The organism is Pseudarthrobacter sp. NamE2 (assembly GCF_005796205.1).
Lineage (GTDB): Bacteria > Actinomycetota > Actinomycetes > Actinomycetales > Micrococcaceae > Arthrobacter.
Window position 1 is genome coordinate 114,397 of record NZ_VAHN01000005.1, and the last position, 21,260, is coordinate 135,656.

Annotated in this window: 19 protein-coding genes and 1 pseudogene; 10 read left to right on the forward strand and 10 right to left on the reverse strand. The window is 66.9% G+C overall.

The features are described from left to right. Positions 1-44: 44 nt before the first annotated feature. A complete protein-coding gene (locus FDW83_RS08150) occupies positions 45-392 on the reverse strand; it encodes a molybdopterin oxidoreductase (protein ID WP_138137305.1) in 348 nt (115 codons plus the stop codon). Positions 393-1,213: 821 nt separating this feature from the next. Between FDW83_RS08150 and FDW83_RS19425 the strand changes: the two genes are divergently transcribed. From FDW83_RS19425 to FDW83_RS08160, 3 genes and pseudogenes are all read left to right on the forward strand, one after another. After that, on the forward strand, positions 1,214-1,711 hold the full coding sequence (locus FDW83_RS19425; RefSeq protein ID WP_240720911.1) for a trehalase-like domain-containing protein: 498 nt from the start codon (positions 1,214-1,216) through the stop codon (positions 1,709-1,711). Continuing rightward, a pseudogene (locus FDW83_RS19430) lies at positions 1,596-2,689 on the forward strand (glycoside hydrolase family 15 protein). Before FDW83_RS19425 ends, FDW83_RS19430 begins: the two are co-directional and overlap by 116 nt. Positions 2,690-2,876: 187 nt before the next feature. Continuing rightward, positions 2,877-3,749: a formate/nitrite transporter family protein gene (locus tag FDW83_RS08160; RefSeq protein ID WP_138137306.1), complete on the forward strand. Its 873-nt coding sequence runs from the start codon at positions 2,877-2,879 to the stop codon at positions 3,747-3,749. A 151-nt stretch (positions 3,750-3,900) separates the two neighbouring features. Here the strand turns inward: FDW83_RS08160 and pip are convergent, their stop codons facing one another. From pip to FDW83_RS08180, 4 genes are all read right to left on the reverse strand, one after another. Further along, a complete protein-coding gene (pip, locus tag FDW83_RS08165; RefSeq protein WP_138137308.1) occupies positions 3,901-4,845 on the reverse strand; it encodes a prolyl aminopeptidase in 945 nt (314 codons plus the stop codon). 64 nt (positions 4,846-4,909) lie between these two features. Beyond that, positions 4,910-5,785 (reverse strand): glycerophosphodiester phosphodiesterase, encoded by an 876-nt coding sequence (locus FDW83_RS08170; protein ID WP_205754658.1) that lies wholly within the window; start codon positions 5,783-5,785, stop codon positions 4,910-4,912. 84 nt (positions 5,786-5,869) lie between these two features. After that, complete coding sequence (locus tag FDW83_RS08175) at positions 5,870-7,564, reverse strand: alpha-amylase family protein (RefSeq protein WP_138137310.1); 1,695 nt, start codon at positions 7,562-7,564, stop codon at positions 5,870-5,872. Beyond that, complete coding sequence (locus FDW83_RS08180) at positions 7,561-8,601, reverse strand: TIGR03885 family FMN-dependent LLM class oxidoreductase (protein ID WP_138137312.1); 1,041 nt, start codon at positions 8,599-8,601, stop codon at positions 7,561-7,563. Before FDW83_RS08180 ends, FDW83_RS08175 begins: the two co-directional genes overlap by 4 nt. A gap of 152 nt (positions 8,602-8,753) precedes the next feature. Between FDW83_RS08180 and FDW83_RS08185 the strand changes: the two genes are divergently transcribed. Then, the gene (locus tag FDW83_RS08185) at positions 8,754-9,677 is read left to right on the forward strand and encodes an AEC family transporter (protein WP_138137314.1); all 924 of its coding nucleotides are present in this window, start codon (positions 8,754-8,756) and stop codon (positions 9,675-9,677) included. Positions 9,678-9,728: 51 nt separating this feature from the next. Next, positions 9,729-10,817 (forward strand): ATP-dependent DNA ligase, encoded by a 1,089-nt coding sequence (locus FDW83_RS08190; RefSeq protein ID WP_138137316.1) that lies wholly within the window; start codon positions 9,729-9,731, stop codon positions 10,815-10,817. Positions 10,818-10,830: 13 nt separating this feature from the next. On the opposite strand, the gene FDW83_RS08195 is transcribed toward FDW83_RS08190, so the two are convergent. The 4 genes from FDW83_RS08195 to FDW83_RS08210 are packed head-to-tail and all read right to left on the reverse strand — an operon-like array spanning position 10,831 to position 15,789. Beyond that, complete coding sequence (locus tag FDW83_RS08195) at positions 10,831-12,447, reverse strand: ABC transporter ATP-binding protein (protein WP_138137317.1); 1,617 nt, start codon at positions 12,445-12,447, stop codon at positions 10,831-10,833. After that, positions 12,444-13,274 (reverse strand): ABC transporter permease, encoded by an 831-nt coding sequence (locus FDW83_RS08200; RefSeq protein WP_138137319.1) that lies wholly within the window; start codon positions 13,272-13,274, stop codon positions 12,444-12,446. The genes FDW83_RS08195 and FDW83_RS08200 overlap by 4 nt, the downstream gene beginning before the upstream one ends. Next, positions 13,267-14,208, reverse strand: a complete 942-nt coding sequence (locus FDW83_RS08205; protein ID WP_138137321.1) for an ABC transporter permease — start codon at positions 14,206-14,208, stop codon at positions 13,267-13,269. Before FDW83_RS08205 ends, FDW83_RS08200 begins: the two co-directional genes overlap by 8 nt. Positions 14,209-14,232: 24 nt before the next feature. Next, positions 14,233-15,789 (reverse strand): ABC transporter substrate-binding protein, encoded by a 1,557-nt coding sequence (locus tag FDW83_RS08210; protein ID WP_138137323.1) that lies wholly within the window; start codon positions 15,787-15,789, stop codon positions 14,233-14,235. A gap of 258 nt (positions 15,790-16,047) precedes the next feature. Here FDW83_RS08210 and FDW83_RS08215 point away from each other — a divergent pair, with 258 nt between their 5' ends. The 5 genes from FDW83_RS08215 (at position 16,048) to FDW83_RS08235 (ending at position 20,388) form a co-directional block, all read left to right on the forward strand. Next, a complete protein-coding gene (locus FDW83_RS08215; RefSeq protein ID WP_138137325.1) occupies positions 16,048-16,368 on the forward strand; it encodes an MmcQ/YjbR family DNA-binding protein in 321 nt (106 codons plus the stop codon). A gap of 161 nt (positions 16,369-16,529) precedes the next feature. Beyond that, positions 16,530-17,699 (forward strand): Re/Si-specific NAD(P)(+) transhydrogenase subunit alpha, encoded by a 1,170-nt coding sequence (locus tag FDW83_RS08220; RefSeq protein WP_138137327.1) that lies wholly within the window; start codon positions 16,530-16,532, stop codon positions 17,697-17,699. After that, positions 17,699-18,016 carry an NAD(P) transhydrogenase subunit alpha gene (locus tag FDW83_RS08225; RefSeq protein ID WP_138137329.1) on the forward strand — a complete coding sequence of 106 codons (318 nt, stop codon included), beginning with the start codon at positions 17,699-17,701 and terminating at the stop codon, positions 18,014-18,016. Before FDW83_RS08220 ends, FDW83_RS08225 begins: the two co-directional genes overlap by 1 nt. Continuing rightward, complete coding sequence (locus tag FDW83_RS08230; RefSeq protein ID WP_138137331.1) at positions 18,013-19,386, forward strand: NAD(P)(+) transhydrogenase (Re/Si-specific) subunit beta; 1,374 nt, start codon at positions 18,013-18,015, stop codon at positions 19,384-19,386. The genes FDW83_RS08225 and FDW83_RS08230 overlap by 4 nt, the downstream gene beginning before the upstream one ends. A gap of 81 nt (positions 19,387-19,467) precedes the next feature. Beyond that, the gene (locus tag FDW83_RS08235) at positions 19,468-20,388 is read left to right on the forward strand and encodes a diacylglycerol kinase family protein (protein ID WP_138137333.1); all 921 of its coding nucleotides are present in this window, start codon (positions 19,468-19,470) and stop codon (positions 20,386-20,388) included. On the opposite strand, the gene FDW83_RS08240 is transcribed toward FDW83_RS08235, so the two are convergent. After that, on the reverse strand, positions 20,372-21,229 hold the full coding sequence (locus FDW83_RS08240) for an ACT domain-containing protein (protein ID WP_138137335.1): 858 nt from the start codon (positions 21,227-21,229) through the stop codon (positions 20,372-20,374). The genes FDW83_RS08235 and FDW83_RS08240 overlap by 17 nt on opposite strands. Positions 21,230-21,260: the final 31 nt, after the last annotated feature.

Below are 21,260 nucleotides of genomic sequence, written 5' to 3' on the forward strand. Positions count from 1 at the left end.
ACCGGAGCGGCTCACTTCGGGGGAACGTTCCAGTACGGAAGTCATCAGTGTTCCACCATCCCGAGATCGACCACGACGGACCCGTTGACACCGGCCTCCGCGAACAGCCGCAACTCGATCATCGAACCTCCTTCAATGTCCTCCACCACCCGCAGCGGCACATTCACATCGCCTTTGGCGCCCATGGGGAAATACCGCATCGGCACGCCGTCGCGTACCAGCACGACGGTGACCAGTTCCGCCGAGGTGTTGCCGCCGCGGAAGTACAGCGGCTGATTGATCGCCCCATCAGGAACCACCCGGGCGAGATCGGAGTGGATGGTCACCGGTGTGCTGAGGCCCGCCCCCTCGAACGGGAAGACGCCTTGCAGAAAGATATTCTTCGAGATCATGTGGGGATCCTTTCGCCGGGTGGTTGACGGAGCACACGCCTATCCTCCACGACGCGTGTTACGGGGGTGGGAAGTCAATGGTTACGTCGGGATAACCGGCTCCTCACCGTTGCCCACCGGAACCGTGAGCCGGTTCTAATGTGCGGCAGGCGCAAATTAGTTACACGACCGCAATGACCGGGAGACGATGCTGAAACCCCGCGACGTCAGGCTGAATCGACCAGGTTCTAATCCCAGTTCGAACACAAGGTGCCGCGCACATGCATTCCACCCAATCAGGCGGTTGCGGATTCCGCGCTGCTGAGCAATTCCCTTCCGCCGCGCCTCCTTCGGGCATTCGTGCCGTCGGATGCCGCCGGTGAGGGTGTCTCGCCGCTTCTCCTGACGGAACTGAAGATGTTGGCACGCACCCCAAGTCTGCTGGTTGCCTGCAACTACGGAGGAACTCTCTGCGCGGCGGAGGGAATTTCGACTGAAACCTTGCCCCTCGGCAGCGCCGCAGTGGCGCTCCGGGCTCTGGCTGCGCTGCCGAATACCCATGCGGCCGTGAATTCGGGGCGTTCCCTGCGGGGCCTTGCCGCCGTGTCACGGTTGCCGGCAGAGGTTCATCTGGTCGGTTCGCACGCGCCCGGCGGCACCTGACGTCGTCGCTTCTGTCACGAAGCGGGCGGAGAAAATCGCGCGCATGTACGGTCGAACCGGTCAAACAATCCCAGGTGTTGGGGCAACGGTAGGTGGAGAACACCATGATCGTTGAGACCTGATGGGCGGACGTCACGGTAACTGATTACCTGGAACCTTCCCCCGCCGGAATCACCAGCCTGGTTCGGGTCCTCACGGGCGCTGGCGCCGCGCGGATCACATTTGCACCCAGGCCGGATTACGCCAACGCGCCGTTCAGAATGGAGGTGCGCGGTCATGAAGTGCACGTTGTCGGCACCTCCGATCCCATCATTCTGACGGCTACCAATGTGACCTTCTCCGTCAGCACCGACGGCCGCCGCGCCACGGCCACAGCCGATGTGAATCTGCACAATGGTCCGGTAGTCCTGAATCTACGGTGCGGCGACACCGACCACAGGCCCGCGGACCCCCCATGGCGAGAGCGCCCGGCGTGCCGCGGTTGCCTCCAGTTCCCGCGAGTGGGTGCGAACGCTCGACATTCCGGGGGTGAAACCGTCATTGGTGCAGCGGTCTGCGTTGGTGCTGCGGTCGCTCGTTTACGAACCGACAGGCGCGGTATTGGCCGCGCCCACGACTTCCCTGCCTGGGGGAGGGGGTACCCGCAACTGGGACTACCGGTACTGCTGGTTGCGTGACGGCGCCATGACAGTTAGGTCACTGCTCGACCTTGGTTCCCGGATGAGGCCGAGGGATTTCTTTGCTGGCTGGCCAGGATCCTCGAGAGCACGCCGGGTCCGGAGTGGCTGCACCCGTTGTACTCAGTGTCCGGCGCACCCATGGCGACTGAAGCCACCATCGAAAATCTGCCAGGGTACGCCGGCTCCCGTCCAGTCCGCATCGGAAACGCGGCCGACCATCAGGTTCAGCTTGATGTGTTCGGACCGATAGCAGACCTGATCTACGGGTTGGGGGAACACCATGGGCTGCTGACCGACCTCCAATGGGATCTGCTCAGCAAGATGGCGTCCGCGGTAATTGCCCGCTGGCAGGAGCCCGACCACGGGATCTGGGAGGCCAGGCTGCCGCCGCGGCACCACGCCTACACCAAGGTCATGTGCTGGGTGACCCTCGACCGTGCCCTCCGTACAGCGCAACGGCATGGTCGCGCGCCGGAACCGGAATGGGAGCCGATCGCCACAGCAATCCGGGAGGAGGTGCTTGACCAGGGTTGGGATCATGGTGCATCCTCCTACACCGTCGCCTACGGCAGCCCGGACCTGGATGCTGCCCTGCTGCACATCGGCCTCTCGGGCCTGCTGGATGTTGCGGACCAGCGGTTCCTAAACACCGTCGACGCCGTCGAATGGGAACTGCGGGCGGGACCCGCGGTGTTCCGGTACCGGTACGACGACGGCCTCCCCGGTTTGGAGGGCGGGTTCCACATCTGCACCACATGGCTGATCGAGGCCTATATCGCGGTCGGCAGGTTCGATGACGCACGCACCCTGTTCGCGCAGCTCGTCACCCTCATCGGACCCACGGGCCTGCTGCCCGAGGAGTACGACCCAATGACCGAAACGCACCTGGGCAACCACCCGCAGGCTTACTCACATCTCGGGTTCATCCGGTGCGCCCAGCTGCTCGACCGCCATCGTGCGGTGCAGGAAGCGTAACGGCAGTGGGTGGCGGACCCTGGCCCCCAGTGCCGGCTGAGTGCGATAAACAGGATCCCGACGACAGGGTGGGTAGAAATTAACGCGGTGGTGCCCTAAGGAAACTTGGCCGAAATGTCTCACAGATACTGTGTTTCCCATGCTGGCCAGCCCAGACCGTATGAAAGCCGACCTGGAGTCTATCCCTATGTCCTATGTGAAGCCCAGTGATCTGATCACGACGATGATCGACGCTGGTGAGTCGAAGGTATTCATGTCCACCCGGGATACGGTGATACGCGCGGCGATGGCCGGTGCACTGCTCTCCCTGGCGGCCGCGTTCGCCGTCACGGTGAGCGTGACCACCGGGATCCCGCTGGCGGGGGCAATCCTTTTCCCGGTCGGGTTCATCCTGCTGTACCTGCTCGGCTACGACCTGCTGACCGGGGTGTTCGTCCTGACACCCCTGGCGCTGCTGGATAAGCGACCCGGCGTGACCGTCCGCGGCGTCCTGCGCAACTGGGGGCTGGTGTTCGTCGGAAACTTCATCGGAGCGTTCACGGTGGCCCTGCTGATGGCGGTCGTCGTGACCTACGGTTTCGCCCTCCCGCCGAATGAGGTTGGTGTCGCCATCGGTCACATCGGCGAGGGACGCACCCTCGGTTATGCCGAGCACGGCGCAGCCGGGATGCTGACGCTGTTCGTCCGCGGAATGTTGTGTAACTGGATGGTGTCGATCGGCGTGGCCGGCGCCATGATCGCCAAGGACGTCCCCGGGAAAGTGATCGTGATGTGGATGCCGATCATGCTGTTTTTCTTCATGGGCTTCGAGCACTCGATCGTTAACATGTTCCTGTTCCCGTCGGGCCTGCTGCTCGGCGGGCAGTTCACCATTCTGGACTACCTGGTCTGGAACGAAATCCCGACGGTGCTAGGTAACCTCGTCGGTGGCCTGCTGTTCACCGCGCTTCCCCTCTACGTCACCCACGCCCGGACTAAGGCGCCCTCCAACGCCCTCGGAAATTTCGAGCTCCCGGCGGGAGAAGACGTCGCACGCACCGAACCTGGAATCCGCCACTAGGGTTGTTGCTAAAGCTGGCTCCTAGCCAAGCGAGCGACGCTGCGAGCTGAGCAGCGGCCAGGAAATTACGGGCAGTCAACGATTGCCCACCACATCAGACAACCGCATCCGGACCTCAAAGGGGTTTAGCAACCACACCCTGGCACCAAAGTCACCTGCTGTGGGCGAGTCTTTCCACGGCGGCGGTCAGGGCAGCCATGGATTCGGGGCCGCCATGGCCTTCGTTTTCCATGATCACAAGCTGGCTCGTTTCCCAGCGCTGGTGGAGCTTCCAGGGGGTGATGACAGGGCCGCTGATATCCCTGCGGCCATGGATCAGGTATCCAGGAATGCCGTTCAGCTCGTGGATCCGGGCCAGGATTTCATGTCCGTCAGTGAGGAAACCATGATTCGACCAATAGTGGGTTACCAGGGTCGCGAACGTGATCCGCTCCCGTTCATCCGGAACCCTTGATCCGGGCTGCCACATCGGATCAAGGGATACATGGGTGGACTCCCACCGGTCCCATGCCAGTGCCGCAGCGCGGGCGTCTTCCCGGTCCGGACCCGCCAGTCTGCGGGCATACGCATCTACTACCCGCTCTCCCGGCCCGCAGCGGGCTGATACCGCGAAGTCAGCCCAGGCTTCCGGGAATATGCATCGGACACCTTCGGTGATCCACTCGACTTCCTCGCGGCTCGTGGTGGTTACCGCGACCAGCGCTATGCCCATGACCCGGTGGGGATGCTGCAACGCATAGGCGAGGGCAAGCGTGCTGCCCCAGGATCCGCCGGTCACAATCCACTTGTCGATCCCCAGGTGCCGGCGCAACTCTTCAATGTCCTGAATCAGGGTCGTCGTGTTGTTGAGCGCCAGCCGGGACAGATCATCCTGGACCAGGGGAGTGCTTTTGCCGCAGCCCCGCTGGTCGAGACCAATTGTCCAGAACTTGTCCGGATCATGCCGCTTCCGGTAGCCCCCGGAGCCGAGTGATCCTCCAGGTCCGCCGTGGAGGAACAGGACGGGCATCCCAGACGGATTGCCTGAAGCCTCCCAGTAGATCCGGGCGTGCGGAACATCCAGCCAACCGTGCGTCGTTCCGGCGTTATTTCCCATCCGTACAACACTAGTTGTCCCGAAAAAATCCAGTACCGGCATGATGCACGGCGGCATGGCAGATTCAGCCGGAGCAGTCCTGCGGAACCCGGGACTTTTCAGGTGCCAGGCCCATTCCGGAGAGCTGCGCCGGAATCCGCCACATCCCTCCGCCCACTGAATCCAGCCACCCCCGGGCCCGGCCCGGGTCATCGGCTGTTCCCCAGTCGGCGGCGAGATCCAGAGCCAGGCACACGTCGTCGAAGCAGGCAAGGGGCCAGACGTGCACGTCGATCCCGGCCCGGTGCAGCCGGTCCACCTGCAGGGCTGTCAGGTTGCGGAAGCCGCAGTAGAGCGTGGTGGCTCCGGTGGCCGCGAGGGTGGCCGTCACACCCTCCTGTCCCGTCGGAGTGGCCGGGAACTCGGCAAGGATCAGGCCCCGGGGGACATGGGGCAGGCTCCGCTGCAACTGGGTCAGCGCCTCGGGCAGGAAACTGCTGAACCGGATACACGGCAGCGGGCCCGGGTGGCTGTTGACCAAGGTTGCAACTGCAGGGACGGCAGCCGGGTCCTTAATCTCCGCCTGCACCGGAACTCCTATGGCGTCCAGTGCCTCGGCCAGCGTCAGGACCGGCTGACCGGAGGCAAGCGGCACGGCCTGCAGTTCCGCCAGGGGAAGTTCCCGGGCCGGCTTGTCCGCCAGCGGATGCGGTCCTGCCGCCAGACGCTCCAGCGTCGGGTCATGCAGGACAATGGGGACGCCGTCGGCGGTCACCCGCACGTCCAGCTCAACCTCATCGGCCGTGCGTGCCGCCAGATCGAAGGACAAGGCACTGTTCTCCGGTGCCAAGGCCATCGCACCACGGTGGCCGGTGATGGTGAAGACCCACGGCTTCGGGTCCCGGAAAGGACCTGCCGCCACCTGCTCCTGCGGGAAGGAAAGAACCTGGTTGCTGGTCACGCCATGACGCTAGGCCGCCAAAACCAACAGGAGGACCACGCTGCCTTAACCCGGGACGAACAGCCTCCTAAGTGCCGGCACGGCTCACGGCGCCAGCCGGTCACCCTTGCGCTGCAGCCGGAACCACCGGTGCCCGTACCGCCCCAGCTCAAGGGAGAAACCACCGTCGGGGTCCAAAGCTACGTTGTCGCCGTCGAACAGGTCCAGCAGCATCGCATCCTTGTAGGCCTGGGCCGGCCCGTCCCCGCCGCCCAGCCTGGCACCGACCTTCACCGGATCCTCGCCGAAGTTATGCAGCAAAACCATCGTGCCGCCGTCGGAACTGCAGGTGTGGGCCAGGACTGCGGGCTCGGGCTGGTCGAGGACCTCAAACCCGCCCCAGCCCAGCTCGGGCGCCTCCCGGTACCGTGCGATCAGTGCGGACATAAAGGCGAACAGGGACCCGGGGTCACGTTTCGCGGCCGCTGCATTAACGTGCTCCGGCCCGTATTCGCCGCGCACCAGGGGCGCCACCAGGTCCGCAGTGTTGGCCGTGGAGAACCCGCCGTTCTTCCCGCTGGCCCACTGCATGGGCGTGCGCACGGCGGCGCGGCTTTTCTGCCGGAGGTCCTCGCCCATGCCGATCTCCTCGCCGTAGAACAGCACCGGCGTGCCCGGCAGCGAGAACATCAGCGAGTAGACCATGCGCAGGCGCTCCTGATCCCCGCCCAGCATGGGCGGCAGCCGCCTGCGAAGGCCCCGGCCGTAGATCTGCATGTTCTTTTCCGGACCGAACGCGGCGAACACCTCCTGGCGCTCGCCGTCGGTGAGCTTGTCCAGCGTAAGCTCGTCGTGGTTCCGCACGAACATGGCCCACTGGTTGTCCGGATGGATCGGCGGCCGGTTCTTCAGCGTCTCCACCAGCGGCCGGGCATCCTGCCGCGCCAGCGAAAGATAGATGTGCTGCATCGACATAAAGTCGAACTGCATGTGCAGCTCATTGCCCTCCGGCCCGCCGAAATACTCCAGCTGCTCCTTGTACGGCAGGTTCACTTCACCCAGCAGCACCGCGCTGCCGTTGCGGCGGCTCACGAAGCTGCGCAGCGCGGCCAGGTAGCCGTGCGGGTCCAGGTTGGCTGCCTGGTCCTTGGGCTGGCCCCGCGTCTCCAGGAAAAACGGCACCGCGTCCAGCCGGAAACCGTCCAGTCCCAGCTCCAGCCACAGCCCCATCGCCTTGGCGATCTGGTCCCGGACCCTCGGGTTGGTAACGTTCAGGTCCGGCTGGTGCCCGGCGAACATGTGCAGGTACCACTCGCCGGTGGCTTCGTCCCGGGTCCACAGCGAGTCCTCCTCGCCGGGGAACACCACCTCCGAGGAGGTGTCCGGCGGAGTGTCCTGCCGCCACACGTAGAAGTCCCGGTACGGGTTGTCCTTGGACTTCCGCGCCTCCACAAACCAGGGGTGCTGGTCCGAAGTGTGGTTGACCACGAAGTCCGCGATCACCCGCATGCCCCGGTCACGGGCGGCCCGGATGAATTCCACCAGGTCCCCGAGCGTTCCCAGCCGTGAGCCCACGGTGAAAAAGTCGGTCACGTCGTAGCCGTCGTCCCGGTCCGGCGACGGGTAGAAAGGCATCAGCCAGATACAGGTCACGCCCAGCGAGGCGAGGTAGTCCACGCGCTGGGTGAGGCCGGTGAAATCACCGGTCCCGTCGCCGTCGTCGTCAAAAAACGTTTCTACGTCCAGGCAGTAGATGACGGCGTTTTTCCACCACAGGTCCGACGTCTCCGCGAGCCTCATGCTGACGCGTCCGACGCCGGCACGGCAGTTGCGCGGACAAGCTGCGGTTCAGCGGCGGTACCGGCAGCGGTGCCTCCAGGGGTGCGCAGCCGCGGCAGGACTTCCTCGGCGAACGTGTCGATGAAGGAGGACTGCCGCTGCCCCACGAAGTGCAGGTAGAGCTCGTCGAAGCCCAACTCAGCGTATTCGGACAGCCACTCGATGTGCTGCTGCAGGCTGGCCGAGATGTTGACCGTTGTGCGGACCTGCTCTTCGGTCACGTGCTCGCCCACGAGATCGAAGTGTTTGGCGGTGGGCAGGTCCCACGGGATGGGAGGCTGGTAGGTGTTGGTCCGCCACTGGTCCAGGGCGATTGCAACAGCCTCCTGCTCCGTTCCGGCCCAGGACAAGTGGACCTGCAGGACCGCCTTGCCGCGGCCGCCGGCGTCCCGGTAGGCGGCCAGCATCTCGCGCAGTTTTTCCGGCGGCTGGTTGACGGTGGCCAGGCCGTCAGCCCACGCACCGGCCCGCCGGGCGGTGTCCACGCTGACCGCCGGGGCGATCAGCGGCGGAGGGGTTTCCGGAGCGTCCCAAATTCGCGCCTGCTCCACGGTCACCAGGCCGCGGTGCGTGACTTCCTCGCCGCGGTGCAGGCGCCGGATGACATCCACGCACTCCTCCAGCCGGCGCTGGCGGATGTCCTTCGCCGGCCAGCCGTCCCCGGTAATGTGTTCATTCATGTTTTCCCCGCTGCCCGGGGCGAACCAGAACCTGCCCGGGAACATGGAGGCAAGCGTGGCGGAGGCATGCGCGATGATGGCCGGGTGGTAGCGCTGGCCGGGAGCTGTCACCACCCCGAACCGGAGCTTTGTGGTGGCCAGGGCGGCGCCCAGCCAGGACCAGGCAAACCCCGAATGCCCTTGGCGTGCGGACCAGGGTTCGATGTGGTCCGAGCACATGGCCGCGTCAAAGCCTGCACGTTCCGCGTGCTGGACGTCCTTGAGCAGCTGGCCGGGACTGATTTGTTCATGCGATGCGTGAAAGCCGACGGTAACCATCGTTAACCTCTATCGCCCCGGGCGGTGCCGTGTCGAGGGTTCGCGATCATCCGGTGCCGGCGCATGGTCACTTGTCAGATAAGTTAGGGACTTGTAATACCGCGTGCCGCCGAAGACGGTGGGGACGGGCGGGACGGGAAGGAAGTACCTCAATGGGTGGCGTGCTGATCGGGCTGGCGGTGATCGGCGTCGTTATTGCCGTGGGATATCTGGCCGCCCGTTGCGGGCTGGGCGGAGAGCCCACCGTTTCGGCGCTGACCCGCACCGCGTTCTTCATCACCAACCCTGTCCTGCTGTTCACCGTGGTGCTGGAATCGGACCTCACGGTGGTGTTCTCCGCCTACGTGCCGCTGGCCCTGATCACCGCTGCAGCCACAGCGCTGCTGTATGTCGCCATCAGCCGTCTATGGTTCCGCCGGCCGCTTGCGGAAACGGCTGTAGGCGCCATGGCCAGCTCCTACGTCAACGCCAACAACATCGGCATCCCCATCACGCTTTACGCGCTGGGGGATGCCACCCCCGTGGCGCCCGTGCTGCTGGTCCAGCTGCTCCTCCTGGCACCGCTGGTCCTTACCCTGCTGGACCTCTCGGCCGCGGGCAGGTTCGCGCCGAAGCTGCTGCTCACCCAGCCCTTCCGCAACCCGATGATCATTGCGTCCCTCCTGGGTGTGCTCCTCGCCGCGTTCCGCGTGCAGCTGCCGGAACCGGTGATGGCCCCGCTGACGCTGCTCGGCGGCGCAGCTGTGCCGGTGGTGCTGTTGGCCTTCGGCATGTCGCTGCGCGGCACCCGGATGCTCAGAAGCGGTGGGCACACGGCGGAAATCCTCACTGCCACGGCACTCAAGTCCGCGGTGATGCCTGCAGTGGCGTTCGTCGTCGGGCGTTTCCTCTTCAACCTGGACCAGCACATGCTCCTGGGCGTGGTGCTGATGGCGGCGCTGCCGTCCGCCCAAAACGTCTTCCTGTTTGCCGGCAAGTACGGGCGGGGAGTTGCCGTAGCCCGGGAAACCATCCTGCTCTCGACGGCGGCGGCGGCGCCGGTGCTGATCCTGATTGTCTGGCTGCTGGCCGGCTGAGCAGGCGCGCCGCTCTACCCCCGGAGCCGCCCGCCGGGCAAGAATGGGCACATGGAACTTCCCGTGATGCCGCCCGTCCCGCCCATGCTCGCCAAATCCGTCAGCGGCATTGACGGCATCCCGGCAGGAGGCGGCCTCAGCTACGAGCCCAAATGGGACGGCTTCCGCTCCATCATCTTCCGCGACGGTGATGACGTGGAGATCGGCAGCCGCAACGAAAAACCCATGACGCGCTACTTCCCCGAACTCGTGGCGGCGTTCAAGGAGAACCTGCCGCCGCGGTGCGTGATCGACGGCGAGATCGTCCTGGTGGGTGCCTCCGGCGACCGGCTGGACTTCGACGCCCTGCAGCAGCGCATCCACCCCGCCGCGAGCCGGGTCAAGCTCCTGGCCCAGCAGACCCCGGCGTCCTTCGTGGCGTTCGATCTCCTGGCGCTGGACGATGACGACTACACCGGCCGGCCCTTCTCGGAACGCCGGGCGGCGCTGGAAAAGGCGCTCGCAGCTTCCAAAGCCCCGATTCATTTGACGGCCGCCACCACGGATAAGGACACCGCCGGGCAGTGGTTCAACCAGTTCGAGGGCGCGGGGCTGGACGGCATCGTAGCCAAGCGCGTGGACGGCCGGTATGAGCCGGACAGGCGGGTGATGTTCAAGGTCAAGCATGAGCGCACCGCGGACTGCGTGGTGGCTGGTTACCGGCTGCACAAGAGCGGGCCGGACAGCATCGGTTCGCTGCTCCTGGGTTTGTACAAGGACGACGGCGGCCTGGCCAGCGTGGGAGTGATCGGCGCCTTCCCGATGAAGAAGCGCAAGGAATTGTTCGAGCAGCTGCAGCCGCTGGTGACCGACTTTGAGGGGCACCCGTGGGCGTGGGGCAAGCAGGAGGAGGGCGAACGGACGCCGCGGAACGCCGAAGGCAGCCGCTGGAGCGCCGGAAAGGATCTGTCCTTCGTGCCGCTGCGGCCGGAGCTGGTGGTGGAGGTCCGGTACGACCACATGGAGGGCGACCGGTTCCGGCATACCGCCCAGTTCAACCGCTGGCGGCCGGACCGGGAACCCGAATCCTGCACCTACGCCCAGCTCGAGGAGCCGGTCAACTTCGACCTGGCCGAGGTGCTGGAGACCGGGCGCCGCTAGCTGTTCCCGCGCGTCAGTTTCCCCGCAGGGCCGGGTTCCTGGCGTCCAGCAGGGTCCACAGCCCGTCCGCCCGGCAGGGAATGGACGCATCCACGAGGGCCCGGCTGTGCGGGTGTTGGGGCGCCGCGAAGAAGTCGCGGGTTTCGGCGACTTCCACCACCTTGCCGTGCAGCAGGACCGCCACCCTGTCGCACATGTACCGCACCACGTCCATGTCGTGGGAAATAACGATCAGGGACAGGTTGTGCTCGCGCTGCAGGCGCAGCAGCAGGTTCAGGATGGTCCGCTGCGTCAGGGCATCCAGGGCCGAGGTGGCTTCGTCGCAAATCAGGACCTGCGGTTCCAGCAGCAGGGCGCGGGCGATGGTGGCACGCTGGAGCTGGCCGCCCGAGCACTGGCCCGGCCGCTTGTCCAGCAATAACGGGTCCAGTTCCACCTCCTGCAGGGCGGCCGCGATGCGTTCGTCCCGCTGGTCTGGGCTGAGGTCCCGGCGCGGGCGGAGGGGTGCTTGCAGGCTGGCGCGCAGCGTCATCCTCGGGTCGAAGGCGTTGTGCGGCTCCTGGAACACGAGCTGCACGGCGGTGGGCTGCCGTGTCCCGCCGTCGAACTGCCGGTTGATGGTCCCGCTGCTGGCCGCATCCAGGCCCACGATGGCCTTGGCCAGGGTGCTTTTCCCGGAGCCGGACTGGCCCAGGACACCCAGGATTTCGCCGCGGCGGAGGGACAGCGAGACGTCCTCGAGCACGGTGCCGGTCCGCTTCCGGCCGAAGCGCTTGCCCACCCTGTCCAGGACAAGGACCTCACGTTCGGCGGGGGACGGACGACGCCGGGTCTCGGGGGCCAGCTGCGCAGCGGCGAGGAGGTCGCGGGCATAGCCGGTTTTGGGCCGGGTGAGCAGCTCACCGGCGGGTCCTTCTTCCACGATGCGGCCGGCGTTCATGACCAGGACCCGGTCCGCATACGCGGCCACGGACGCCAGGTTGTGCGTGATGTAGAGGATGCCCAGTCCGCGCTGCCGGCGTTCGCGGTCCAGCAGCTGCAGCACCTGGCGCTCCAGGACCTTGTCCAGGGCGGAGGTGGGCTCATCAGCGAGGAGCATCTCCGGCTGGCCGGCCAGGGCGAGGGCCGTCATGGCCCGCTGCGCCATGCCGCCGGACAGCTGGTGCGGGTAGGCGCGGATGCCTTTGGCCGGGTCGGCGAAGCCCACCTCCGCCAGCAGCTCCACGGCCTTGTCCCTGGCCTTCCGTCCGCGCAGGCCGGCGTGCAGGCGCAGCGGCTCCTTCAGGTGGCTGCCGATGGTCCGGTTCGGGTTGAACATCCGCTTGGGCTGCTGGAACAGCATGGCCAGCCGGCCCCCGCGGACTGTGTTCAATTCGGGTTCCGCGGCGCGCGTGAGATCCAGGTCGCCGAGCCGGATGGAGCCGCCGGTGATCTGCAGTTGCGGTGGCAGCAGGCGCAGGCAGGACCTGGAGGTCAGGGTCTTTCCGGATCCCGAAGAGCCCACCAGCGCAACAAACTCGCCCGGATCAACGGCGAGGGAAACTCCGGCGAGGAGCGGCTTTCCGCCGGGACCGCCGTCGTCGTCCTTCCGCCGTACCTCCAGGTCCTCCAAAACCAGCCGCGCACTCATGCGTCCGCAGCCTTTGGCAGGAGCAACGGTGCCGCTGCCATGCGTGCTGCGCGCTGGCCGAGCAGCGTGACGCACAGGGCGACGGTGAAGATGACCAGCCCAGGGGCCAGGATGCCCAGCGGTGCGCGGTCGGCGAAGGGCTGGGCGGCGGCGAGCATGGAACCCCAGTCGGACTGCGGCGGCTGGACGCCCAGGCCAAGGTAGGAGAGGGCGCCCACGCTGATCAGCAGGTGCCCGAACCGCAGGGTGGCCTGGCCCAGGATCGGCGCGGCCAGGTGGGGGAGGACATGCCGGAAGATGATGAAGCGCGGGGTACAGCCCAGTACGCGGGCAGCGTCCACAAAGCCGCGGGCCGAGACGTCGTACGCCAGCGTGCGTGCCAGCCGGGCGAAGGGCGTCCAGCCGGTGACGGTGAGTGCCAGCAGGAGCGGGCCGAACCCCGTCCCGAGTGCTGCCACGATGAACAGCGCCACCACCATTTCCGGCAGGGCGAGCAGGACGTCGTTGGTGCGGGTGAGGAACTCGTCCACCCAGCCGCGCCGGCGGGCGCTCAGGATGCCGATGCCGACGCCCAGCAGGCAGGTGAGCACGGTGGCCAGCGCTGCCACGGACATGGAGAACGCGCCGCCCTCGAGGATCCGGCTCAGGGTGTCGCGGCCCAGGTTGTCCGTGCCCAGCCAGTGTTCGGCCGACGGCGGCGCGAGGCGCTGCGCCAGGTTCTGTTCCGCGGGCGGATAGGGCGAGATCCAGGGCGCCAGCAGCACCGCCAGGATGATCAGTGCAAGTACTGCTCCGGCGACGGTGGTGACGGTGATCCGGCTACGCAAGGGAACCTCCCACGGTGGGGCTCAGGAAGCGGTGCACGAAGTCGGCCAGCGTGGTGACGCCGACGGCAAGCGCCACGACCAGCACTACGCCGCCCTGGGCGAGCGGAATGTCGCTGTTGACCAGCGAATCGAAGAGCAGCCTGCCCATGCCCGGAACGGCGAAGATCACCTCTACGATCACCGAGCCGCCCAGCAGTCCCGCGAACCAGACCGCGAAGAGCGTGGACAGCGGAACCAGTCCGTTGGGGATGACGTGCCGCAGGACGGACTGGGCGGAGCTCAGGCCGCGGGCCCGCGCCGCCGGGACGTGCTCCGCCGCAGCAGCGTCGATGATGCCCGCGCGGACCGCCGACGTAAAGAAGCTGATGGGGCGCAGGGCAAGGGTCAGGGCCGGCAGCACCGCGGACGAAAGATCGTTCCACCCTGCTGTGGGCAGCACGGACAGCTTGAGTGCGAACACCAGGACCAGCACCGGCGCCACCCAGTATTCCGGCATGGCGATGAAAGCCTGGGTGACCGCCGTGATGGCCTTGTCCGGGAGGCTGCCGGGCCGGAGTCCGGAGATAATCCCCAGCGGAAGCGCGACGGCGGCTGCCAGTCCCAGCGACATGGCCACCAGGCTGAGGGTGACGGCAAGCGCGGGCAGGACCTGCTCCGCAACCGGGGTGCGGCTGCTGTAGGACAGCCCCATGTCCCCGGTGAAGAAGTTGCCCAGCCAGCGGAAGTACTGGACGGCAAGGGGGTCGTCCAGGCCCAGGCTTTGCGCCACGGCGTGGACGGAGGACTCGTCGATGGCGTCCCCGGCCACCCGGGACCGGATGATTTTCCGGACCGGGTCGCCGGGGGTGACGTAGGGGATAAGGAACACCGCAAAGGAGGACACGGCGACGGCGGCCAGCAGCGTGGCCGTCCGCTTGGTGATGAACTGCAGCATGCGGTGTTGTTCCAGTGGCTGGGGCTAGGAGGCGGCCTTGGCCGTCTTCGCCGTCAGGACGTAGCGGGACAGCGGATCCTGGACGTAGTTCAGGACGTTGGTGCGGATGGCGTCGGTGGCCTGCTCATTGACCAGCCAGGCGTTGACCGCCTTGTCCTGGAGGATCCTGCCTGCCTCGGCGTACAGCTTGTAGCGTTCCTGGGTGTCCACTGTCCTGGCGGCGTCGGCGACGATCCGGTCATACTCGGGATCGCAGAAGTGGCTCAGGTTGTAGGTGCCCTTGCAGGTGTAGTCCGCGGTGAGGAAGCCGATGGGATCGGCGATGTCGATCAGGCGGTTCCGCTGGCTGAGCAGCATGTCGTAGTTGCCGGCCAGGACGTCAGGCTCGGCGGATGCGTATTCCTTGGCCTGGATTGACAGCGGGATGCCGATGTTTTTCAGGTTCTCCTGGATGACCGCGGCCACGTCGGCGAATTCCGCGCGTTCCACGATGGCGATGATTTCCAGCGGGCGGTCGGCCGTGTAGCCGGCGCTGGCCAGCAGCTTCTTGGCTTCCTCGACGTCCTGCTTCTGCTCCTCCGGGGTGTCACCGGCCCAGGGTTCGGACGGGGCAAACGGGCCCGTGGCGGGAAGGGCGGCGCCTTCGTAGACGCTGGCTGCGAGGGCATCCAGGTCCAGTGACTCGCGGATCGCCTTCCGGACGTCCACATTGTCCAGGGGAGCGCGGCCGTTGTTCATGTACAGGGTGGCGGTGCGGGGTGAATCGGCGCCGAGGACGGAGACGCCTGCAGCGCCCTTCAGGGTAGCCAGGCTGGCGACGGGGATGGACAGCGATATGTCGGCTTCACCGGTCTGCACCTGGGCTGCACGGGTTGCACCGTTGGTGATGAAGCGGATCTCGGCCCCCGCGAGCTGGACGTCGCCGCCCCAGTAGTTCTCGTTGCGGTCCAGGGTGAGGGACTGCTTGGCCTTTTCGGAGACGGGGGTGAACGGGCCGGTGCAGTGGCCGAACGGGTCCACCTCCGTGTCCTTGTACGCGGCCGGGGCCAGGATGCCGGTGTTGACGCTCGCCAGGCGGTAGGGGACCAGCGGGTTTTCGGCCGGCGTGCTGACCCGGACGGTGTTGGCGTCCACCGCGGTGACGCTGCTGACCATGGTGCGGTTGAAGGCGCGGGCCGGGACCTTGGCGTCGAGGACGTGGTTCAGGGCTGCAACCACGGACTCCGCCGTGAGCTGGTTGCCGTCCTGGAAAACCACGCCCTGCCGGATGGTGAAGTCCCAGTCCAGCGGGGAGGACTGCTTCCACTCGCTGGCCAGCATGGGAACCACCTTGCCCTCGGTATGGTCGTACTTCGTGAGGGTCTCCAGGCACCCGGAGAGGGAAAGGATGTACGCGGCGTCGGATTCCAGGGCCCAGTTGGCCACCGGTGCGCGGAAGTTGTCCACTACGATCCGCTGGCTGGTGTCCGCCGCGGCGGTACTCTGGACGGCCTGGGTCTGCGTGCCGCTGAAGCCGCAGCCGGTCAGGGTGAGGGTGGCCAGTGCTGCCACGAGGACGCGGGGCCGGAGGAACGAGCGCACAAAAAACCGCCTTGCAGGGCTGCCATGGGTAGGGCAAATCAAAATGGGGACTACTTAGGGTAGGCTCACCTTCCGCAAAAAATGGAATCGGTGCCGCAGGCAACTCGCAGATGACGCCCACTACCCTTGGTCCCGGCCGCTGCGCGCCAACTCCCGCCTGTGATGCGCACGGGCAGCCCCTGCACATTCAACCCCGGATTCATTGCGCGGGCCGCTGGAGCCTTGTCCCGGCATGACCTGCCAGGCAGACTGTGGTTCATGGCCACCGAGCACGACGTCCGCAGGATCTCCCTGGAGCTGCCCGGCGTGACCGAGCGGCCAAGCTGGGGGCAGCCGGCGTGGTTCGCGAAGACCCTCATGGCCCGGATATGGGAACCTGGCGTCGTGACGGTCAAGACAGAGGAGCGGGAGGCCCTGGCGGGAACAGATCCGGACACCTTTTACTGGACCCCCCATCATGAGCGCTCTTCCCAGCTCGTCCTGGTCCGGCTGGACCGGATCGACGAGGCACTCCTCGCTGAATTGCTGCTGGACTCCTACCGCATCGCCGGCGGGGCAGGCTTAAGCGGCAGCAGGTAACGTTTGCCCACCCAAGCCGTCCGCCCTACTCCCGCCGCGGCGGTACGGGCCATAGACTCTAGCCAGTTACGTGCAGCAGCGCCGCTCCGCGACCTCCGCCCTGATGAGGGCAAGGCAGAGAGCCGTTGCCGCACCCTTTTGCCAGGAAGGGGAGTCGGCGGGTGAAACTGGGCATACCGCGGGAGCGCCGGGAAGGCGAGCGGCGCGTCGCCGCGACGCCGGAGACGGTGAAGCAGCTCGCCGGCATGGGCCTTGACGTGCTGGTCGAAGCCGGGGCAGGGGAAGCCGCCGGCCACACCGACGAGGATTACCGCAAAGCCGGGGCCGCCGTCGTGGCCCTGCTGGAGCCGCCCCGCCTCGACATCCTGGCCCACGTCCGGCCGCTGGACCCGCACACCGCCCTGTCCCTGAAACCGGGGGCCGTCACAGTGGGTATGGCCTCGCCGTCCTCGGAACTGGATACCGTGCAGGCGCTCGCGGAGGCGGGCGCCACCTGCTTCGCGCTGGAACTGGTGCCCCGCATTTCCCGGGCCCAGTCCATGGACGCGCTGAGCTCGCAGGCCCTGGTGGCTGGCTACCGCTGCGTCCTGGAAGCCGCGATCCGGCTGCCCCGCTTCTTCCCGCTGTACATGACGGCGGCGGGAACGGTGCCGCCGGCGAAGGTCCTGGTGTTGGGCGCCGGCGTAGCGGGCCTGCAGGCGATCGGCACGGCCAAACGGCTCGGTGCCCGCGTCTTCGCCAATGACATCCGTCCCGCCTCGGCCGACGAGGTCGCCTCGATGGGCGGAACATTTATCCGGCTGGACCTGGAAACAGCGGAAGCGGCCGGCGGTTACGCCCGCCAGCTGAGCTCCGACGCCGGCACCCGGCAGCGCCAATTGCTGGCACCGCACGTGGCGCAGTCGGATGTATTGATTACGACGGCGGCTGTTCCCGGCCGGCCCGCACCCCTCCTGGTGACCCGCGAGATGGTGCAGGGCATGCGCCCCGGGTCCGTGGTCGTCGACCTCGCCGCCGAATCCGGCGGCAACGTGGAAGGGGTGGTTCCCGGCGCGGACATCGCCGTACCCACCGCGGACGGCGCGGGGCATGTCACCCTGGTGGGGCTGAAGGACCCCGCTTCGGCGATGGCCTCCGACGCGTCCCGGCTGTACGCCAAGAACGTGGCCAACCTGCTGGCGCTGATGGTCCGGGACGGCACAGTCAATGCCGATTTCGACGACGAGGTACTGGCGGGTGCCTGCCTGACGCATGGCGGCGGGGTGCGGCACCAGCCCACCGCGGAACTGCTGGCCCAAAGGATCCACGCACCGCAGGAAGGGGCGCTCTGATGGACGGAATGAGCCTGCTCACCATCACGGTCCTGGCCGTTTTTGTCGGGTTCGAAGTGGTCTCCAAAGTTTCCAGCACCCTGCACACGCCCCTGATGTCCGGCGCCAACGCCATCCACGGCATCATCCTGGTGGGCGCCATCATCGTGGCAGGGCAGGCGGCGGAAACCTGGGTCCTTGCGGTTGCGCTGCTTGCCGTTGTCCTGGCCACCATAAACCTTGTGGGTGGCTTCGTGGTCACGGACCGGATGCTCCATATGTTCCACGCCAGAAAAGAGGTGGCCCGGGCCGCGGCGCCGAAGGCGGACGGCAAATGAGCGTCCTGGACCCCGCCTGGACCGCGCTCCTCTACCTCGCCGCCGCGGTCTTCTTCATCCTGGCGCTGCGCGGGCTCAGTTCCCCGCGGACCGCACGGCGCGGCAACCTGGTGGGGGCGCTCGGCGCGCTGGTCGCCGTCGTTACCGTTTTCCTGTCCGCCCGGCTGGAAAACATCCCGTGGATCCTGGGCGCGATTGCCGTGGGCAGCGCCATTGCAGCCCCGGTGGCCCGCCGGGTGAAGATGACCCAGATGCCGCAGCTGGTGGCGCTGTTCAACGGGGTGGGCGGCGGCGCTGCAGCCCTGGTGGCCCTCCTCGAGCTCGGCCATACCGGTGATCCCTGGGTGCGCCTGGCCATCGTTTTCACGCTCCTGGTGGGTGCCGTCTCGTTCGCCGGCTCCGGCGTGACCTTTGCCAAACTCCAGGAACTGATGACCACGCGCCCCGTTGTGTTCCCCGGGCTCCCCGTGGTGATGGCAGCGGTGCTGCTCGCAGCGGTGGCCGCCGCCGTCGTCGTCATCCTCACCGGTTCGCCCGTGCCCGCGGTGCTGCTCCTGCTCCTGGGACTGGTAGCGGGCGTCCTGCTGGTGCTGCCGGTGGGCGGCGCGGACGTGCCGATCGTGATCTCGCTCCTGAACGCGTTCACCGGCCTGGCGGTGGCGGCGTCCGGCGTGGTGCTGGGGAACGTGCTCCTCGTTGTGGCCGGCACGCTGGTGGGCGCTTCCGGTACCATACTCACCCGGGCCATGGCCGCGGCGATGGGACGCAGCGTTGCCGGCATCTTGTTTGGCGCCTTCCGGGGAGGTTCGACGGCGGGATCCACCGCCGTGAGCGAACGTCCCGTCCGGTCGTCCAGCCCGGAGGACGTTGCGGTGCTGCTTGGCTACGCCCAGCGGGTAATCATTGTCCCGGGCTATGGCCTGGCCGTGGCGCAGGGGCAGCACACGGCGGCGGAACTCGCTGACGCCCTGGAAGCCCGCGGCATCGACGTGGACTTTGCCATCCATCCGGTGGCCGGCCGAATGCCGGGGCACATGAACGTGCTGCTGGCTGAGGCCAACGTGCCGTACGAATCGCTCAAGGAAATGGGCGAAATCAACCCGGAGTTCAAAACGGCTGATGTGGCCCTGGTGGTGGGCGCCAACGACGTTGTGAATCCCGCCGCGAAGACCTCCTCCGGCTCGCCGATCTACGGCATGCCCATCCTGGAGGTGGCGGAGGCGCGGCAAGTGGTGTTCCTTAAGCGGTCCATGCGCCCGGGCTTCGCGGGAATCGAGAACGACCTGCTGTACCAGCCGCAGACGTCCCTCTTGTTCGGCGACGCCAAGGATTCGCTTGCCCAGGTGCTGGGGGCTGTCAAGGCCCTGTAGCCAGGCCGTGCTTCTGACGAATCCGCAGGCACGCTAGTCTTCTCTCATCAGTAGCCTTTCCATTTGCCACCGAAGGACGCCATGACTGCCAACAGCTCCGCTGCCACCAAGCGCGCGGCTATCATCCTGAATCCTGCCAAGACGGTGGAGATCGACGTACGCGGGCTCGTCGCCAAGCACTGCGTCGAAAACGGCTGGGACCAGCCTCTCTGGTTCGAAACCACACTCGAGGACCCCGGCGTCGGCCAGGCCCAGGAGGCCTTGGCCCAGGGCGCAGACATACTCATCGCCGCGGGCGGCGACGGGACGGTCAGGTGCGTGGCGGAGGTGCTGGCCGGAAGCGACGTCCCGATGGGCCTGCTGCCGCTCGGGACGGGGAATCTGCTGGCGCGGAACCTCGGCATGGACATCACGGACTATGACGGGGCAATGGCCGGAGCCCTGGTGGGAACTGACCGCCGCATTGATGTGGTCCGCGCCCGCCGGATGAATCCGGCCGACGAGCAGCTGTTCCTGGTGATGGCCGGCGTGGGGTACGACGCCACGATCATGGCCGACACCAATCAGGAGCTGAAGCACAAGGTGGGCTGGCTGGCGTACGTGGACGCTGGCATCCGCAACCTGCCTGGTAAGCCGGTCAGGGCGACCATCGTGATCGACGGCAAGCGTGCCGTGCGCCGCGGGGTCCGCAGCGTCATGGTGGGCAACTGCGGCAAGGTGCAGGGCGGGCTGGAGATTTTCCCTGAGGCCAAGATGGACGACGGGTTGCTGGATGTGGCCGTACTGGCACCCCACCACGGGCGGTTGGGCTGGCTCTCGGTAATTGCCGGGATGATCGGCAAGGGCCGCGGAAAGGATACTGCGGTGGAGTATTTCCAGGGCAAGACGGTGGAAATACTTCTGGAGCACGATGACGATTACCAGCTGGACGGCGATCACGAGGGCAAGGGCAAGCACGTTGTGATGACTTTGGTCCCGTCCGCCCTTACCCTCCGGATGTAGCCACCCAGTTGGGCCGGGCCGGGGCGGGGCGGTAAGCCAGGATTTCGGCGAGCTCTGCGAGCCGGTGTGCGCGTGCTGACTCCGCCGGGGTGAACGGCTCCCCGGGCCGGACGAAGGTGATGGGTCCGTGCCAGGCGGTGGGAATCTTGAGCCGGGTGCCGGCGTCGTACTTTTCCAAGGCCCCCTCCGCCGGAGACAGGATCCGCGCCCGCAGCAATTCGGCAACGGCAAGCGGCAGCTCTTCCGGCGCCTGCGCGATCCGTGCCGCCAGGCTCAGCGCCCTGGTCTGGCCGTCGGCCATGGCCAGGCTGGTGGTGGGCCACACATGCGGGCTGGAACCGCCGGCACTCAGGAGCGCCTCCAGCAGTTCGCGCTCGCCGACGTCCCCCGGCGCCGCCAGGACAAACTCGTCCAGCACCCCTCCCGGCACCGGATGCACGTGGATACCGAGGATATTGATTTTCCGCCGAGCCAGCGCCTGGGTGACCCGCTGCAGGGAGCCCGGCTCATCCCGCACAACGGTCCGCGCCCGCCACAGGGCCGGCGCGGCGGCCAGCTTCCGCCGTTGCCGCAGCGCCGGGGCATGCAGCCAGCCACGCAGGATCCGCGCGGCGGAAGGCTCCGCCACCCAGATCACCAGGACCGTCGCGGTGACGGCCAGCACCATGACCTTTGCTACGTACGGAAGCTGCGTGTCCACCACCGCGGCATGGACCAGTAGTTCAATCGGAAGCATCACGGCCACGTTGGCCAGGGTCAGCCGGGTCTTGGTCGGTTCCGGCATCAGGCCGCAGACCTCGCAGCTTAAGTCGGCGGCAGGATGGCGCTGGGGTGGCTTCATGACATAAGCATCAGGCGAAGCTGTTTCACAC